At 57.8% G+C, this 17891-nt stretch carries 12 protein-coding genes and 6 pseudogenes; 6 read left to right on the top strand and 12 right to left on the bottom strand.

All coding sequences use genetic code 11. From position 1 onward, the window contains the following. Nucleotides 1-302 precede the first annotated feature (302 nt). Complete coding sequence (locus tag SD70_RS16575; RefSeq protein ID WP_041048643.1) at nt 303-1553, bottom strand: DUF445 domain-containing protein; 1251 nt, start codon at nt 1551-1553, stop codon at nt 303-305. A 219-nt stretch (nt 1554-1772) separates the two neighbouring features. Then, a pseudogene (locus SD70_RS34950) lies at nt 1773-1937 on the bottom strand (transposase); the annotation flags it as partial. Between the two features lie 384 nt (nt 1938-2321). Between SD70_RS34950 and SD70_RS16570 the strand changes: the two are divergent. The 3 genes from SD70_RS16570 to SD70_RS16560 all read left to right on the top strand — a co-directional run bounded on the left by SD70_RS16570 (nt 2322) and on the right by SD70_RS16560 (nt 5768). After that, the gene (locus tag SD70_RS16570; RefSeq protein WP_041048642.1) at nt 2322-3134 is read left to right on the top strand and encodes a DeoR/GlpR family DNA-binding transcription regulator; all 813 of its coding nucleotides are present in this window, start codon (nt 2322-2324) and stop codon (nt 3132-3134) included. Next, a complete protein-coding gene (gene murA, locus SD70_RS16565; RefSeq protein ID WP_041048641.1) occupies nt 3121-4407 on the top strand; it encodes a UDP-N-acetylglucosamine 1-carboxyvinyltransferase in 1287 nt (428 codons plus the stop codon). The genes SD70_RS16570 and murA overlap by 14 nt, the downstream gene beginning before the upstream one ends. A 137-nt stretch (nt 4408-4544) precedes the next feature. Then, complete coding sequence (locus SD70_RS16560) at nt 4545-5768, top strand: aminopeptidase (protein ID WP_041048640.1); 1224 nt, start codon at nt 4545-4547, stop codon at nt 5766-5768. Between the two features lie 67 nt (nt 5769-5835). Here SD70_RS16560 and SD70_RS39280 read toward each other — a convergent pair whose 3' ends face one another. The 4 genes and pseudogenes from SD70_RS39280 to SD70_RS16550 form a co-directional block, all read right to left on the bottom strand. Continuing rightward, nucleotides 5836-5964 (bottom strand): hypothetical protein, encoded by a 129-nt coding sequence (locus SD70_RS39280; RefSeq protein ID WP_269432480.1) that lies wholly within the window; start codon nt 5962-5964, stop codon nt 5836-5838. A gap of 78 nt (nt 5965-6042) precedes the next feature. After that, a pseudogene (locus SD70_RS40395) lies at nt 6043-6171 on the bottom strand (hypothetical protein); the annotation flags it as partial. Nucleotides 6172-6197: 26 nt separating this feature from the next. Continuing rightward, nucleotides 6198-6974: pseudogene (locus SD70_RS16555) on the bottom strand (methyl-accepting chemotaxis protein); the annotation flags it as partial. Next, nucleotides 6965-7591 carry a cache domain-containing protein gene (locus SD70_RS16550; RefSeq protein ID WP_041048639.1) on the bottom strand — a complete coding sequence of 209 codons (627 nt, stop codon included), beginning with the start codon at nt 7589-7591 and terminating at the stop codon, nt 6965-6967. The gene SD70_RS16550 and the pseudogene SD70_RS16555, both read right to left, overlap by 10 nt. Nucleotides 7592-7827: 236 nt before the next feature. On the opposite strand from SD70_RS16550, the gene SD70_RS16545 reads away from it, so the two are divergent. Next, on the top strand, nt 7828-10071 hold the full coding sequence (locus SD70_RS16545; protein ID WP_156158062.1) for a YcdB/YcdC domain-containing protein: 2244 nt from the start codon (nt 7828-7830) through the stop codon (nt 10069-10071). A gap of 115 nt (nt 10072-10186) precedes the next feature. Continuing rightward, nucleotides 10187-10276 (top strand): annotated as a pseudogene (locus tag SD70_RS39825) (NUDIX domain-containing protein); the annotation flags it as partial. Nucleotides 10277-10814: 538 nt separating this feature from the next. Here SD70_RS39825 and SD70_RS16540 read toward each other — a convergent pair. Then, complete coding sequence (locus SD70_RS16540) at nt 10815-12527, bottom strand: glutamine--tRNA ligase/YqeY domain fusion protein (RefSeq protein WP_394297977.1); 1713 nt, start codon at nt 12525-12527, stop codon at nt 10815-10817. Between the two features lie 111 nt (nt 12528-12638). Between SD70_RS16540 and SD70_RS36135 the strand changes: the two are divergent. Beyond that, nucleotides 12639-12785, top strand: a pseudogene (locus SD70_RS36135) (oxalate decarboxylase); the annotation flags it as partial. An 84-nt stretch (nt 12786-12869) separates the two neighbouring features. On the opposite strand, the gene SD70_RS16535 reads toward SD70_RS36135, so the two are convergent. The 5 genes and pseudogenes from SD70_RS16535 to SD70_RS16515 all read right to left on the bottom strand — a co-directional run bounded on the left by SD70_RS16535 (nt 12870) and on the right by SD70_RS16515 (nt 17875). Continuing rightward, nucleotides 12870-14345, bottom strand: a complete 1476-nt coding sequence (locus tag SD70_RS16535) for a protein adenylyltransferase SelO (protein ID WP_041048672.1) — start codon at nt 14343-14345, stop codon at nt 12870-12872. 208 nt (nt 14346-14553) lie between these two features. Next, a complete protein-coding gene (locus SD70_RS16530; RefSeq protein WP_052487544.1) occupies nt 14554-15816 on the bottom strand; it encodes an RNA polymerase sigma factor in 1263 nt (420 codons plus the stop codon). A gap of 66 nt (nt 15817-15882) precedes the next feature. Further along, on the bottom strand, nt 15883-16242 hold the full coding sequence (locus SD70_RS16525; RefSeq protein ID WP_041048636.1) for a YciI family protein: 360 nt from the start codon (nt 16240-16242) through the stop codon (nt 15883-15885). Between the two features lie 375 nt (nt 16243-16617). Next, the gene (locus tag SD70_RS16520) at nt 16618-16962 is read right to left on the bottom strand and encodes a hypothetical protein (RefSeq protein ID WP_197081063.1); all 345 of its coding nucleotides are present in this window, start codon (nt 16960-16962) and stop codon (nt 16618-16620) included. Nucleotides 16963-17111: 149 nt separating this feature from the next. Next, nucleotides 17112-17875 (bottom strand): annotated as a pseudogene (locus SD70_RS16515) (sulfite exporter TauE/SafE family protein). Nucleotides 17876-17891 lie beyond the last annotated feature (16 nt).

Here is a 17891-nt window from a genome sequence, read left to right as displayed (position 1 = left end):
AATCCATACCCTGCACTGTATGCGCCGCGCCGCCACTAGGTGCTTGCCCAGATAGCCGTGAAAAAATGGTTACGCCGTAGGGGCGCGTTGCAGATGGAAAACAACCGGTGAGACGCAGGCTGCCCGAGAAAGTATGGCTGCGCTGCGGAATGGGAATGTGAGTCTCCGGCTTCCTTGAACTCGTATTCCAATGAATTGGAAATCTTGTCGGGAACACGGTTCAAAGGCGCACGCTTCGCTCTCCGCCCCACATTCCCACCCTCCGCTCCGCATCCGTCGTATGAAAGAGCAGCCCAGGCCGCCTATGCCAGCAGCTTGACCAGGCCGAGCACGATCCCGATCAGAAACCCGCACACCGCGCCGTTGACGCGAATCCATTGCAGATCCTTGCCTACTTTGTCCTCCAGCATCTCGATCAGCTGGGCATCGTCCAGCTTGCGGATGTTATCGCGCACAAGCTGGCCGATCTTGCCGTGATTCGCTTCCACGAGGCGCACGAGCTGCTCGCGCATCCAGCCGTCTGCTTTATGCTGCAGCTCTTCGTTCGACCGCAATCCGGCCAGCAGACGCTCCAGCATCGGCTGCAGCGTGCGCTCCGCGAAGCCCGAGTCGGCCAGCGCCGCGAGCAGGCGCTCCTGCAGCCGGCTCAGCAGCTTGCCGAGCGGCGCGGTCAAGTCGAGGGAGTCCAGCTGCTCCGCCTTCCACTCCTCGAGCTGGGCGATGAGCCGCTGCGAGCGGCTGAGCTCCGCGATTTGGCGCCGAACGAAGGCGAGCGCTTCATCGCGGCGCGGATGCCCGGGGAAGCGCAGATCGTATATATAGCCCAAGCCGAAATTTTGGATCATGCTGCCGAGCTTGTCTTCGCTTAAGTAGCCGATGAAGGCGTTGACCGCAAACTGCATGAAGCCGCCAAGCTCGAGCTGGGCTACCGCACCCATAGCGATCCTGCCGAGCGAATCGCGCGTCTCTTGCTTCGCCAGCCACTCTTCGGCCTTCTCCAGCAGCGCGTCGAGCGCCTGCTCGTCCAGCCGGCGCGCCAGCACCTGCTCGCCGAGCTTCTGCAGCAGCGGCGCGATGTCCAGCTCGCGCAGCGCTTCCTTCGCCTGCTCCGCGGCGAAGGGGACGAGCAGGTCAAGCGGCGCATGCCGCACGGCCTGCTGCAGTCCCGCCGCGCACCACGCGGCGAGCTGTCCCTGCGGCACGCTGCGCTCCAGCGTGTCAAGCAGCGCCGCTGTCAGGCGGACGCCGCCCAGCTTGTCCGCAATGCTTTGCTTGCTCAGCAGCTCGTTTTCGACCGCGTTCACGAGCGCGTTCGTCACCCGCTCGCGATTGCGCGGCAAAAGCGCCGTATGCGGAATCGGGATGCCTAGCGGATGGCGGAACAGCGCCGTCACCGCAAACCAGTCCGCGAGCCCGCCGACAAGCCCGGCTTCAAAGCCGCTTTGCAGCACTGCCCCCCACGCCGCGCCGGCCGGCAGCGCGAAGGAACCGGCAAAGCCGGCCGCCATGACGCCGAGCGACACCGAGGCGATATGTTTTGTTCGTTTTTCCATGCAAGACGACCCTCCATGTTGTATGAAAACTTTAAGCCCATTTTGACACTCCTCACGGCTAAAGCCGTGGGATTCTTGGGTGTTTGGCGCACTCAGTTCATTTCTGCTTCGTGCAACTCCCAAGTTCGGGGCTGTGCCATCAGCCCGTCCTAAGACAGTGCATATAGCATCTTAGGCTGGCATGTTCCCTGCCGTAGTGACAAAATAGGAGTGCATTCACAGGCTGGGCAAGTGCTTCAAGTGCTTAAATTCTTAACGCAACGATCTTGAAGACGCCACTTCCAATTTGGCCATGATGTCTGGCGGACTATGGGTAGGGTGCACGTTCAAGAACAAATGCATATGATCGGGCATCCCTTTCATCGCGTAGCGCGGACAAAACATAAAATGATAGCTGATGAGTGAAACGGTTGTTGCAGTTCTTCAATATTCTTGCCCCATAGTACAATTGTATCAATTTGCGATATCCAACTGCAAAAGAATGTAAGATCACTAAGCTGTCCAACGGACAGCCCTTGTCCAAAGCCGATTCATCCCCTGCCTGAAAGAATGGGCTTTCTCGGCTGAATTTCTGTAATGTAGGGCAGGACATTAAGTAAAACTTCGACATATATTACGACATATGGCGAAGCTTTGTACAAAAATCATGAAACATCATGAAACTAAATGAATGATCGCGGACAAATTTATTGACAATAATGAACGATAGTGAATATGATGAGTATGATCATAAGGATATAGTTTCCAACCGGGTTGGGGGGATACGTTTTGCTAGCGGAAGAACGGCGGCAGCACATCTTGCAGCTGCTGGAAAAAGAACGGCGGGTCATCGCCAAGGACCTCGCCGAGCTGTTTCACATCTCGATTGACTCCGTACGCCGGGACTTGACGATCATGGAGGATCAGGGGCTGCTGCAGAAAACGTACGGCGGGGCGATACCGGCCGCGGCGCACCCGAAAGTGCGCAATTTCCCCCTGCCCCAAGCTTTGCGGTACGGAGACGGCGCGCCCCACCAAAATGCGATTTCCAAATTGGCCGCCACCTATATTCAAAAAAACGATACCGTGTTTATCGGCGGCGCCGGCATTCATTACGGCATGCTGAAATATCTCCCGCACGATATGCCGTTCACCGTCGTGACGAACTCGCTCAAAATCGCCGAATCGATCCGCGAGCGGGTCAATGTCGAAGCCTATCTCATCGGCGGCAAGCTGCGGCCTTCTTCCGGCAACATGATCGATTCCATCGCGCTCGAGATGATCGGCAAGTTTACCTTGGACGTAAGCTTTATTACCGGTGGCGGCATTTCGGCGAGCGGAATCAGCACCGCCACCCCAGAGGGAGCCGCGTTTACCCGCGCCCTCGCCGAAAGTTCCCGAAAAAAAATCGGGCTGGCCCCGCATGAAAAGCTCGGGCTCAAAATGTTCGCCATGTCTATCCCTATAGAACAATTGGATTTGCTTATTACGGATCGCGAGTCCCCGGAAAAAATCGTGCGCGACATCGAAAGCCGCAAAGTGAAAGTGATCGTCGCAGGGGAAGAAGAGCCAATCGGAGGTAATCAACATGAGGTGGATTGAAGTAGGGCGATCGCTCGAATTAAAGGGCTCCATCAAAATTCCCGGCTCCAAAAACAGCGCTCTGGCGCTGCTGGCCGCTGCCTGTCTGGCGGACGAACCGGTAACGCTGCTCGGCATCCCGAGCATTGCCGATATTAAAGTCATCTCCCAAATCGGGCGCGAAATCGGCCTTATCATAAGTTCGGACCGGCCCGGCGAAGTTCGTGTCGACCCGAGATACATCGAGCACGCCTGCATCGATCCGCACAAATCGTCCACGTTCCGAACCGCTTACTATTTTATCGGGGCCTTGCTCGCCAAATTCGGCAAAGTTTCGGTCGGGTACCCGGGCGGCGACGACTTCGTGCACCGCCCCATCGATCAGCATATTAAAGCTTTAACGATGATGGGGGCCCGCTTTACGTTTCATAACGATTATTACGAGGTGGAAGCCGCGCAGCTGAAAGGGACGACGATCTACTTCGACACGATCACCTCGGGCGCGACGATCAACAGCATGCTTGCCGCCGTCCGAGCCCAAGGCTGCACTGTGCTGCAAAACGCCGCCCGCGATCCCGAAGTGACGGATACGGCCAACTTCCTCAACCAGATGGGAGCGAAAATAACCGGCGCGGGCACGGACACGATCCGCATCGAAGGGGTATCCCACTTAACCTCTTGCACCTACACCGTCATACCGGACCGGCTCATCGCGGGCGCGTTTTTGATATCGGCGGGTATAACAAACGGAACCGTCACCGTGCAAGACGTCATCCCGGAGCATTTGACTTCGTGCATCCATAAATTGCAGGAAATCGGGCTGCACGTCGAAGCCGGCGACAATTTCGTTACGGCGCATTCCACCGGAATCGTCCGGGCGACCCGCGTCCGGGCGGCCATGTATCCCGGCTTCCCGACCGACTTGCAGCAGCCTTTGACCGCCCTTCTGACGCAAGCGTCCGGGAAAAGCATCGTCGCCGATACGGTGTTCCAAAATCGGTTCAATCACGCCTATCAACTGAAACGAATGGGCGCCGACATCAAAATCCGTTCCGGCGTCGCCTTTATCAAAGGAGGCACGAGGCTGAAAGGCGCTTACGTGCATGCCTCGGATATTCGCGCGGGCATTTGCCTCATTCTCGCCGGCCTCGCCGCCGACGGAACGACTTCGATTGCCGGCGTCCACCACATCGAACGCGGATACGAAAATGTCGTCGAAGCTTTCTCTTCCCTCGGCGCGAACATCGCCTTCCGCGATTCGGACGATGCTCTCGAACCCGTCGCGGAAGGATAATGGGGCGAGGAACGAACCAATAGAACTGCTTGCAAAAACGATGCGCCGGCCCCTGCCCGCCGCATCGTTTTACTTTACCGACCGGGGAGTCTATAATAAAAGCGACGTTCATTTCCCGGCAAAGGACCGTGATTTCGATGACCGTATCCACCGAATCGCTGCACAAATATGCTGAAACGCTGCTGCGCATTGGCGTCAACTTGCAGCCCGGGCAAAAGCTCGTCATTGACGCCCCGCTCGCGGCCGCCCCGTTCGTCCGCATCGTCACGCAGCACGCCTACGATCTCGGCGCTTCGCAAGTTCATTTCGAATGGTGGGACGACGAGCTGACTCTTATCCGCTATCGCCATGCTCCCGAAGCTTCGCTCGGCTACTACGCCGAATGGCGCGCAGACGGGCTCGCGCAGTACGCAGAGCAAAACGCGGCCTTTCTGTTCATTCATACGCCGAACCCGGAGCTGCTGAAGGACATCCCCGCAGAGCGCGTCGCCAAAGAAACGCGGGGCCGCAGCGCCATGCGCAGACGGTACCTCGATTACACCAGGCTGCATAAGGTGAGTTGGGTCATCGCTACGACGGCGAGCCCCGCGTGGGCCGAGAAGGTATACCCGGAATTGCCGCCGGAGCAAGCGTTAGCGCGACTGTGGGAGACGATCCTGCACGCAACGCGCATCGACCGTCCCGATCCGGTAGCCGATTGGAAGGAGCACCTTGCGACGCTGAAGCGCAAGACGGAGCAGCTGAACGCCATGCGCATCCGCAAGCTGCACTACCGCGCTCCGGGCACGGATCTGTTCATCGAGCTGCCGGAGAAGCACATATGGCTCGGGGGCGCCAAGCCGAACGCAGCCGGCACCCTGTTCGTCGCCAACATGCCGACGGAGGAAGTGTTCACGTTGCCGGCCAAAGACGGCGTGAACGGCGTCGTTCGCAGCACGAAGCCGCTGAACTACGGCGGCAGCCTGATCGACGATTTCTCGTTCACGTTCAAGGACGGGCGGATCGCCGGTTTCCAGGCGGGCAAAGGCGAGGACAAGCTGAAAACGATCGTTGAAACCGACGAAGGCTCCCGCTACCTCGGCGAGGTGGCGCTTGTACCGCATCATTCCCCGCTATCGATGCTGGACACGATCTTTTACAATACGCTGTTCGACGAAAACGCTTCCTGCCATCTGGCCATCGGCAACGCCTACCCGTCCAATCTGGAGGGCGGCAAAACCATGTCCGCCGAGCAGCTGGCCGCACATCGCGTCAACAGCAGCTTGATGCACGTCGACTTCATGATCGGCTCGCCGGAGCTCGATATCGACGCCGAGCTGCCTGACGGCTCCACGGTACCGCTGTTCCGGCGCGGCGATTGAGCCGAATAGCAGCGCAAGCGCAAAAAAGCCGCAGTTCCGCTTAAAGCGGGAACTGCGGCTTTTTCCGTTACAGCTTAAACCGGTGCGCCATGCTTTGCATATCGGCGGCCAAGCCGCTGAGCGACTCGGCGGACGCATCGATCTCCTCCATGGAAGCAAGCTGCTCCTCCGTCGAGGCGGTGATCGCATGCATCATATCGTTCGCCTTGCCGGCCAGCTGCTCCATCTCCTGCAGCGAAGCGGCGATCTCCTGCGAGCTGGCGGACATTTGCTCGGCGGCCGCGGACGCTTCCTGCACCTGATCGACGACGCTGCGCGTCGCTTCGAGAATGCGGGCGAACGCCTCGCCCGTATGGCGGATCGACTCCACTCCGGCTGCAACCTCGCGCCTCGCCCGATCCATCGAGCTCCCGCAAGCGCAATATCTGCCTGAATCGCCTCGATCAGCGCGGCGACCTGGGCCGCCGATTCGGCCGAACGTTCCGCCAGCTTCCTCACTTCGCCGGCGACGACGGCGAACCCTTTGCCCTGCTCCCCGGCGCGCGCCGCCTCGATGGAGGCGTTCAGCGCGAGCAAGTTCGTCTGGTTCGAGATGTCGGTAATGACGCCGACGATGTCGCCGATTTGCTGCGACCGCTCGCCGAGCTGGTCGACGATCGACGCCAGGTCGCCGACCGTCGCGCTGACGGCGTTCATTTGCTGCGACGACTGGCCGATGAGCAGGTCACCCTGCTCCGCTTCCTTGAGCGTTTGCAGCGACGCCTCGTAAGCCGTCGACGACGTCCCCGCCACGCGCTGAATCCCTTCTGCCATTTCCCCCATTGCACGCGCGCTCTCCTCCACGCTGCGCGTCTGCGTCTCGTTGCTGGCCGCCGCTTGCTGCACGGACAACGTGATGTTGTTCGTCGCCTGCGTCGTCTCCCCGATCGTTTGCGACAGCTCGCTGGACGCCAGCGAGAGCGCGTCGGAGCTCGTCGACAAACTGCCGGCGAGCTGCCTTAAGTTGCCGAACATCGTCTCGAACGAAGCGAACAGCTCCCCGATTTCGTCGCGGTTGTTCACGCGGAAATCGCCTTTGCTCAGGTCGCCGGCAGCGATCTGCTTCGCTTGGCGCGACAGGCGGACGAGCGGCCGCGAAATGTGCAGCGCGAACAGCGTCAGGATGACGGCCCCGACCGCGAGGCAAACGATCAGCGTCAGCAGCATCGTATGAAAATGCGCGTCACGCCCTGATCGTAATCTTGCATATAAGACCCTGCGGCAATAATCCAGCCCCAGTGCGGCGCCTGCAGAGCGTAGGCGATTTTCTCGGCTTCCTTGGTCGAATTCGGAAGCGGCCAGCTGTACGTGGTAAACCCGCCTTCCGGCTTTTTCCCCTCGGCGATCATATCTTTGATGTAGTAAACGCCGTCTGTCGTCTTCTTGTCGAGAATGTTTTGGCCTTCGAGCGAAGGATGCCCAAGCAGATCGCCCTTCTCGTTCAAGATGAAGAAGTACCCGTTCGCGCCCAGATTAATATGGCTGTTGATCGGCCGTTTGCCGTCCTGCCCTTTCGGGCCGAGCAGCATTTGCTTCACTTTCTCCTGGGCTTCGTCCTGAGTCATCGTTCCTTTCTTCACGGCGTCGTCGAACGATTTCGTCAGCTCTACGGCCATGTGCACCGTGTTTTTCAAGTTATCCTTGATCAGCTTTTCGCTCTCTACCGCTGACAGCTCGTAGCTGATGCCCCCCACCGCAAGCGTCGGCAGCACAAGGAGCACAAGCATAATGCCGAGCAGCTTTTTACGGATCGTCAGCCGCCACATATTTCTTTTTTTCGACATAGTTTACCTCCGAACATAAATCTTTGGTCGCAGCGTTACCTCGGATTATACTGCGAAAGTCGTCACACTTTCCCAAATTTTTCTTTAATGTCGAAAAGTATACGAAAAACTGTGACAGAATCGTGACGATCCGCTCATCGCTCTTGCGAAACAAAGCGGTGCCGAGCTTCGTTATATGTTTAGATCGAACACGTTGCGGTACGCTCCATTTTTATCCGGAAAGGACTTTTCCCGCCATGAAAAAACACCTCATGCTTTCACTCGCAGCCGCACTTTGCACCGGATGCTTGAACCCGGCCGCCCCTCTCGCAGCCGCCTCCGAAGCGCAGTCTGCGCCCACGGCCGCCGATGTCCGCGCCGCGCTGCGGCCTTCCGGGCAGCTGACGCTCGTCGGCAGGGAGCAGCTGTACGATCGCCCGGACACGAACGCCGGCACGGGCGCGTTTTTGTCGCCGCAAACGGTAGTCCCGCTCGGCTTTTCCGCCGAAACGGGCTTCTACCTCATCTCCACCTGGATCGGCGACAAGTGGATTCGGCCGAGCCACGGCGTGCTCGAAGGCATCGAACCGTACGAGAAGGAGGTCGTGCCGGACGCTCCGGTTTACTTGTTTGACGCCCCGTTAATCGGCAGCAATTCGGGCCAAACGAAGTCCGGCGTTTTGCAAGCCTTTGAAAAATGGCGCACCTGGTACCATATCCGCACGGAGGCCGGCGACAAATGGGTCAATTTGGCTTATGCGCTGCCCGAGCGTCTCCGGCCGTCCGAAGAGCCGGTCGCGCTTCCGGACGGAGCGACCTTGTTCCAGTACCCTTACGGCCTTTCCGGTGCAGTCGCCACGATCGGCCCGCAAACGGTAGTGCCGGTAGAGCATGGGGACGAGTGGTACCATTTGCGCGGCGATTACGGAGACGGCTGGGTCTATATCCACATGGACGACAACGAGCGGCAGTCGGCTGACGACGGCGTTCCCGTCAAGCGAACGAAAGCGATCGAGCTGGCGCGGCAGCGGCTCGGGCTATCCGCCGACTATGCGCTGGACGCCGCCCGTCTTGTGCAGCTCGGCGACGGCGAGAAGCGGTGGAACATCGCCTTCATGAAAAAGCAGGGAGACTCCATAGCCGGCTCGGGAGAAATTACCTTAAGCGCGGCGGACGGATCGGTCGATTGGTTCACAAAGAGCGGAGCGGTCAGCGTGCCCGGACTTGCGGACAAAGCGCAGGATGCCGCCGCGTTCAAGCAGCTCGCGGAACGGTTCGCCGCCGAAACGTCTCCCGTTCCGGACGCCAAATGGACGCTCGACGAAACGCCGCCGAGTCCGCTGGAAAAGCGCCATATCACGATGGGGGCTCCGGCGCGCTTCTTCCGCTTCGTCCGCACCGTGAACGGGCTGCCTTACCCGGAAAACTACATATCCATAACCGTCAATCCGATCCGAAACGAGATTTCCTATTCCTTGCTCTGGAGCGACAACAAGCGGTTCGACGCGCCGGAGGGACTGAAGACAAAAGACGAGGCCGAGAGCGCTTTTGCCGGCGCGTTTTTGACCAAGGCCGTTTTTATGGCGCCGTACGCTTCCCGCGAAAAGATGCCGCCCGTCTATGCCGTCGCCCCCCGTTTGTATGATACGATTGACGCGATAGACGGACATTGGAACGAGAGCGACGGCGGCATGAAGGTTCGCGGTCCGGTCACTGCTCAGCCATTAGCGGCCATGCCGACCGAAAACTTGAACGTTACGCTCGATCAAGCGGCAGACTCCGGTCGCCGGAAGCTCGGCCTGCCGGAGAACGCTGCCGTGGAAAACGCCCGGCAAGGGATTCATTCCTGGCTATTCCAGTTGAATGTTCCTGCGCCTGCCGCCGCTCAGTCCAAGCTGTATTTCTTGGAAGTCAGCACCGTGACCGGAGACATTGTGCAATATGCGAGCGATCTAACCGCGAATACGGCTTGGCTTACGGTTCCGGGCGTCAGCGAAGACCAGGCCCGGGCGGCGGCGGAACAAGCATTGCGGCAAATGCTGCCTGCCTATACGCACCAATTGTATGAGATCAGATCGGACCTCCGGCTTACGGAAGGCAACATGATCGCGAATCCGGAGTACCAGTTTACGTACCGGCGCCGCATCGACGGCATTTGGGGAGACCGGCAGGACGTAACCGTATCCGTCAGCGCCGCAAGCGGGAAGCTGCTGGCCGTTCAAAACCAGATGATAACCGGCATTTATCCCGCAAGCAGGCCGGCGTTCATAAGCGAGGATGAGGTGCTGAAGCTGATGCTCAGCCGGTACCGCGTCGAAGCTTATTACGCCAGCGACAGCTTGCTGCTGACGAATCCGTCCACGTCGATCCGCTACCGCCTTGTCCCGACAACCGAATCTGCCTATACGTCGTTGCTGGATGTGCAAACGGGCATTTGGCGCCAGTTCTCTACACTCGAACCCGAGAAGGCCGGTAAATCCGAACTGCCTAACTCACAATAGGGAGGATACAACTGGGCTTTCACGATACTTTTAGGTTTGGCGTTCATACCGTAATTTCGGATTCCGATGGCCGTGTACTTCTTTTAAAGTAAAGCGGCCCGGCGGCGGCGTAGAACCCGGCGAAACGATTCTTCAAGCGCTGCTTCGCGAATGTCGTGAAGAGCTTGGAATAGAAGTGCAGGATGCAGGATTAACGGGATTTTAATATCATAGCAGTCTCAATGCGCAAGTTGGCATATCTCGCTGCTCCATTCCAAAAGGCGAGGCAATAAAACTTAGTTCCGCGCACTCCGAATATCAATTGTCGGAATGAAGTGAGGTGCAGCGAATACGGGTTATATACGCTTTGAAGTATCGTGGACAAATAACAAGCCGCGCTTTTTAATTGGCACACTCGCAGCGGTACGGTAATTTGGTCCAAATCCCAAATGCCTTAAAGGAACGGAGTTCCGTTATTCTAAGGACTGAGGCGTTCGGATCGATCTTAACGGAACTCGGTTCCGTTATCGCATCTGAACCAAAGCGATTCTCGCCCAAAACGTGGGAATAACGTACTCTCGTTCCGCTATTTCCGGGAAATACTCGGGAAATAGGAAGATAACGGAACGATTTTTGGCTAACCCGAGAAATTGAAGCAGCAGACATCGACACCTGTGACTCCAAGCAAAGGGCTGCCTTGCGTACGAGCAAGGCAGCCCTTTATTTGCAGCACCGCCCCCTTCGTTCAGGCGCGCGGCGTGCTTTTACTTCCCGGCAGCTCCCGGGTCGAACGAGCTTTTCAGCGATACGGTCCGGTTGAACACCAGCTTGCCCTCCGTCGTGTTCTTCGGATCGACGTTGAAATAGCCGTGCCGGAAAAACTGGAACTTATCGTGCGGCTTCGCATCTTTCATATTCGGCTCGACGAAGCCGTGCACGACTTGCAGCGAATTCGGGTTCAGCTTGTCGAGGAACGACGGAGCGGCGGCGCCTTCCTCGTCCTCCTCGCCGTCCGCATCGGCGCCGCTCTTCGCCAGCAGCGGTTCGTACAGCCGGAATTCGGCCGGCAGCGCATGCGTCGCCTCGACCCAGTGAATCGTTCCTTTCACTTTGCGGCCGGTGAAGCCGGTGCCGCTCTTCGTCTCGGGATCGTATGTGCAGCGTAGCTCGACGACTTCGCCTGCGGCATTTTTCACCACGTCTTCGCACTTGATGAAGTAGGCGTGCTTGAGCCGCACTTCATTGCCCGGGAACAGGCGGTGATAGCCCTTGACCGGCTCTTCCATAAAATCGTCCCGCTCCACGTAAATTTCCCGCGAGAACGGGATTTGGCGCACGCCCATGTCCGGATTCTCGCTGTTGTTTTCCGCGTCGAGCCATTCGACAGACCCTTCCGGATAATTCGTGATCACGACTTTGAGCGGGTTCAGCACGGCCATCGTGCGCGGCGCCTTCAGCTTCAAATCTTCCCGCACGAAATGCTCGAGGTGCGACAGATCGATAACTCCGCCGCTCTTGGACACGCCCGTGTCGCTGCAAAAGTTCCGGATCGCCTCTGCGGTATAGCCGCGGCGTCGCACGCCCGAAATCGTCGGCATGCGCGGATCGTCCCAGCCGTCGACGCGCTTCTCCTCGACAAGCTGCTTCAAGTAGCGCTTGCCCATAATCGTATCGCTCAGCCGCAGCTTCCCGAACTCGTACTGGTGCGGCACGTTCGGCATTTCGCATTCGCGAACGACCCAGTCGTACAGCGGACGCTGCTCCTCGAACTCGGTCGTGCAGATCGAGTGCGTCACGCCTTCAATGGCATCTTCGAGCGGATGCGCGAACGAATACATCGGGTAGATGCACCACTTGTCCCCGGTGTTGTGATGTGTTGCATGCAAAATGCGGTAAAGAACCGGGTCGCGCAAGTTGATGTTGCCGGACGACATGTCGATTTTGGCGCGCAGCACTTTTTCCCCGTCTTTGAACTCGCCGCGCCGCATCCGCTCGAACAGGTCCAGGTTTTCCTCCACGCTGCGCCCCCGGTACGGGCTTTCTTTACCCGGCGCGGTCAGCGTGCCGCGCGTTTCGCGGATTTGCTCCGCCGTCTGGTCGTCCACGTACGCAAGGCCCTTCTTGATCAGCAGCACTGCGCGGTTATACATCTCTTCAAAATAGTTCGAAGCGAAAAACAAGCCGTCCCACTCGAAGCCGAGCCACTTGATGTCTTCCTGCATCGAGCGCACGAACTCCTCGTCTTCCTTCACCGGATTCGTGTCGTCGAAGCGCAGGTTCGTCCTGCCGCCGAACTCGTCCGCCAAAGTGAAGTTGAGCCAGATCGACTTGGCGTGCCCGATATGCAAATACCCGTTCGGCTCGGGCGGGAAGCGGGTCACGACGGTCTGCACTTTGCCGCTGTTCAGATCTTCCGTCACGATTTGCTTAATGAAATTGGTCGGCGCCGCCGGTTTCGTCTCCACTTCCATCGCCATTCCTCCTGAGTCGGTTATACAAACCAATTTGTGATATAACATCTATCATACACAATTCCGACCCGGGAAATCAAAGCTTACATGCCTATTCCCGCAAATTGTGACATGTTAGCGAACGTGTCGCTCAACCAATGGATGGCGCTAACCCCTCGGGAGCTGGTGCGAGACAACTTGCACGCCGGGACGGAGTTGATCGGCGCCCTGCGCAAAGAAAAATGGCCGGTCGTCAAATACGCGGCTCCGGCATCATCCTCCTAGCCAACAACTTATATAAACACAAAGCCACTCCTGGCAAGGGAGTGGGTTCTTTGTAGACAACTTCTCTTTCATGTATTTTCTGTCTCAAGTCGACCAGCAAAGTCGGTAAGGACGGCCGGATGGCGCAGGCACTGTGCAGTATTCAGCCTGTTCGGGGGAGTGCGCGTAAGGGCTCGAAAGAACGTCAAGAAGCCGCTTCATCACGCTGTAGTCTCCTTGTTTCACCGCAGCTTCCAATGCCTCTTCTACCCGGTGGTTGCGGGGGATTAGCGCGGGATTGCTGCTGCGCATCAACTGTTGCGAGGAGGCTTTCGGTTCCTGCTGCCGGCCAAGCCTGGCCTCCCACTGCTCATGCCACCGGGCAAATTCCGCGGTCTCAAACAAGACAGCACCCTCCGGCTTATCAAAAGTTAATGCGCGGAACGTATTAGTGTAGTCCGCATCGTACTTATGCATCATGCTAAGAAGTTCTTCAATTAGGGACTCATCCTGCGGCTCTTCGTTAAAGATTCCCAGCTTTGCCCTCATTCCGGCGAGCCAGTTACGGCGATATAATTCGGTAAAACCGGAAATCGCAGCCTCAGCCAGTTTGACAGCTTGGTCCTTGTTGTCATGCAGCAGCGGCAATAAGGTTTCGGCAAATCTCGCGAGATTCCAAGCAGCGATATACGGCTGGTTGCCATACGCATAACGGCCATGAATGTCGATGGAACTGAATACCGTGGCCGGGTCGTAGGCATCCATGAAAGCGCAGGGACCATAATCAATTGTTTCTCCGCTAATGGCCATGTTGTCGGTGTTCATCACTCCGTGAATAAAGCCGACGAGCTGCCATTTGGCAATCAGTGCAGCTTGTCGCTTGATTACTTCCCGGAGCAGAGAGAGATAGCGGCTCTCGCCGGCGTCAACTTCCGGAAAATGCCTCTGCAGCGTGTAATCGGCCAGCGCCCGGAGATCCTGGACAGTGCCCCATTTTGCCGCGTATTGAAAAGTTCCGACGCGCAGATGGCTTGCCGCCACGCGGGTCAGAATCGCGCCAGGCAGCTCGGTTTCGCGGATGACTTCCTCGCCGGTTGTCACCACCGCCAGGCTGCGGGTGGTAGCAATCCCAAGCGCATGCATGGCTTCGCTGATAATATATTCGCGCAGCATAGGCCCCAGTGCCGCCCTGCCATCGCCGCCGCGGGAGTATGGCGTTCTGCCTGAACCCTTCAGCTGAATATCAAACCGCTCGCCTCGAGGCGTGATCTGTTCGCCAAGCAGCAGAGCCCGGCCGTCCCCTAGCATCGTAAAATGCCCGAACTGATGCCCGGCATAAGCTTGGGCAAGAGGCGAGGCGCCTTCGGGAATCCGGTTGCCGGCAAGCCACGCCACGCCATCGTCGCTTTGCAGCCCTTGGACGTTCAAGCCCAGCGATGCTGCGAGCGGTTCATTAAGAATGATAAGCTGCGGTGAACGTACAGGGCTAGGATCGAGCCTGCTGAAAAACGATTCCGGCAGACGAGCATAGCTGTTGTCGAAGTTCCATCCCGTTTCTATGGTTGTTTTATTCTCCGTCATCGTATCTCCTTTTCTATGAAACAAAATCACAGAATGATATTTTTCGTTATCCGCTTCGTGCGTCAAAACAAGGAATCGCCTTTAGAGTTTACTTTTCCCAATATTATTATACTCTTTTCACACCTGGATGGCGCCCCCTCCGGATGAGCCGTTGAAAAAACGCGAACCGCCGGCACTATACCGACGGTTCCTTATCTTTTCAACCCTTCTATCGTTCATAAGATTTCCGAATCAAGAACTCGCGCATGGCCGCGTCTGTGCAAAGACCGACGGCGCGGGAGTAGGCGGCGTCCGCTTTTTCGAATTGTCCTAACTTTTTGTACAGCCGAGCGGCCACCGCCCAATAAGGCTGGTACGCATGCACGAGTTCCGGCGGCATCAATTCGAGCAGGGCCAACCCCTTTGCCGGGCCGTACGCCTCAGCCGCGGCAGCTGCTTGGCCCACCTTGGCACCGACTGTCGGCGCTATGTAAACTAGACCTTCATACAAGGCCGCCACCGCTTCCCAATCGGTTCGGCCGGTTATGGCCCGATGAGCGTGAACGGATTGGATAGCCGCTTCCAGCTGATAGCGCCCCGGACGGCGGGCTTGCGCCGCTTCGGTCAATAGCCGCTCTGCTTCCCTGATCATCGAATCCGACCATAGTGCCGTCACTTGCTCCGTAAGCGGCACATACTCCCCTGCCTGATTCCGGCGAGCGTCCCTGCGCGCTTCGCAATGCAGCATCAGGGCCAGCAAGCCCTTTGCTTCCGGCTCATCCGGCAGAAGCCGAACCAACAGACGGCCCAAGTAAATGGCTTCGCCAGTCAACCCTTTCAGCCGGGAATCCCCTCCGTGTACTTCCTCCCAGCCGCTGCCGTATGCGGCATACACGGCCTCCAGGACAGCGTCGAGCCTCTGCGGCAGCTCCGTTGGCTCAGGCCGCTCGAACCGGATGCGGGCGGTGCGAATTTTCGCTTTCGCCCGGCTCAGTCGCTGGCCCATCGTCGACGGTTTTACGAGAAAGGCGCTCGCGATGCGGGCGGCATCCAGCCCGAGTACGGTCTGCAGCATTAGCGGCGAACGAATGGAACGGTCAATGGCAGGGTGCGCGCAAAGAAACATCATTTCGAGCCGCTCGTCCGGAATCACCGTCTCCGAATCTGCATTCACCCTGCTTATCTCATCTTGCACCGACCGGATCCGGGAGATCAGCTGAGGGAGCGAGTTGGAGAGCACTTTCTGTTTCCGTACGGCATCCACAAGCCTGCGGCGGGCCACTGCGAGGAGCCAAGCCTCGGGCTTATCCGGAACGCCGACGCGAGGCCAGGTCTGCAACGCGGCCACAACCGCATCGGCTAACGCATCCTCCGCCATGGCGATATCGCGCCAGCGGGCTGTGATGTAGGCCATAAGCTTGCCATAAGAATCGCGAACGGCCTGCTCCACTGCGCACATCGTTTCGGCTCTTTGCTCCGCTGCGAACTGCATTTCCAAATGTTGCTCCCTCCTGTCTCCCCCTTCCTGGGGTGCCGCCTTGTTCAAACGAATAGGGCGTCAGTTGCGCGGGACCATATTCGGACGTACCTCTACGAGATGGCCGGGCGGTACCGGGCAACGAGCCGCCCAAGCAAGGGCGGTATCCAGATCGGGCACATCAATGATGAAAAAACCGCCCAACTGCTCCTTTGTATCGGCAACCGGGCCGTCCTGAACTAAAGGTTCCTCGCCACGCCGCAATCGGACGGTGGTCGCCGTTTCCGGCGGTTCCAGCCCAGCGCCCGAGACGAAGACACCGGACTCCCGAATCGCCTTCATGTAGAGGGGCCAAGCCGCCCAGTATTCCTTTTGGTGCTCGGGATCGTTCCGTTGGGCGAAATCCTCAGGTCTTTCATAGAACAACAGAGTGTAATGCATCGTTACATCCGCCTCTCATTTTTGTAACAGCTTTATCGCTGCTCACCTCATGTCGAACGAACATATGCCGTTTCGACATGCTGCCGAAAAAATTTTTCAGTTTTTCAACGTAAAATTTGAAGCATAGCCCGAAGCGTCGAATGGCTCCAAGTGAATTTTGTCCGCCCAGCTCATGTGTTTGAACGTACAAGATGGCCTAGGAATTCCGGAGGAAATTGAAACGGCAGAAATACCGTAAGGGGTACCCCTGGCGGCACTTTTAGGTGTGGTGCTAACTTACATAACGTTCATTGCTTTTCACGCGCTAACTTTCACTTGAGTAAGGCTCATCCTCTCTTGCGCGTTAACGGCCCGCCCCTCGCAACGACGCCATCGCTATTCCGGCAAACGATCCCCCGGGAAGCTGCGGCACGGGTGAATCTCATAAGTGAAGATGCCTGCTTGTACACCCGGATCTGCATCCATAATCGTCTTGACCTCCTCCTCGGGAGCGTTGAAAATGCTTATACCGCTTATGCCGCTTCCATCCATAATCGGACAAACAATAGACAATATCCCCTCTGCCCGCAAGCGAAAATTGTTCCTTCCATGCTCCCAGACGATGCGGTCGGCACCCTCCACTTGACTTCGGTTCGGAGCGGATTTGAGGATCACGACGGTATAGCCTTTGGTTGTAGTCAACATCTCTTTCATGTACTCATCGGTAATAACGGTGCTCACGGCGATCCCTCCCCAAGTCCCGATCGGGACAATTCAGCTTTATGGTCTTTATATTCGACGCGATCTATCCAAAACCTGTACTTGTATTACGCATCGCTAAAAAAGACGGCCGTCCCCGCGAGCGGGAACGGCCGTCTTTTGCCGCTTGCTCAAATCAGCTTGATGCCGCTTAGCAGCACGAGACTGGCGATCAAGGTGCGAAGCACGGACGTGGGCGCTTTCGCCGACAAAGCGCTGCCGATCAGCACGCCCGGCACCGAGCCGACGATCAAATTCAGCACGAGCCCGTAGTCGACATGGCCGAGTCCGGCATGGAGCAAGCCGCCGACGGTGGCGAGCAGGAAGGCGTGGGCGATGTCGGTGCCGACCAGGCGCGATGCGCTCATCGAGAAGAAGTACATCATCGCAATGGCGTACAGCGAGCCCGAGCCGATGGAAGTGAGGCCGACGACGAAACCGAGCGCGGCGCCGATCGCGATCGTCAGCCCTTTTTCCTCTCGATGGGCAGCCGCTGCCAGCGGTTTTCCTTCATCTTGTGGCCGTAGAACACTTTCACCAGCGTCGCAATCGAAACGAGAATGAGCACGTAACCGAGCGCATGCTTCATCAGCGTCTCCTGATTGTGGTAATAGGCCTCGAACAACCGCAGCATGACGACGGCCAAGACGACGCCGGGTATGCTGCCTGCCGCCAAGTAACCGACGAGCTTGAAGTCAATCGTTCGCTGCCGATAATGCTGCACCGTGCCGAACAGCTTCGTGACCGAATTGTACAACAGATCCGTGCCTACCGCTATCGACGGATTGATGCCGATCAGCACCAATATGGGGGTGAGCAGCGAGGCGCCGCCAACCCCGGTGAGGCCGACGAGAAAGCCGACCAATACGCCCATGGCGATAATTCCGATACTCATGTTGGTTCCCTCATCT

Origin of the sequence: Gordoniibacillus kamchatkensis, assembly GCF_000829455.1 — a bacterium.
Lineage (GTDB): Bacteria > Bacillota > Bacilli > Paenibacillales > NBRC-103111 > Gordoniibacillus > Gordoniibacillus kamchatkensis.
This window is presented reverse-complemented; position numbering and strand designations above follow the sequence as displayed.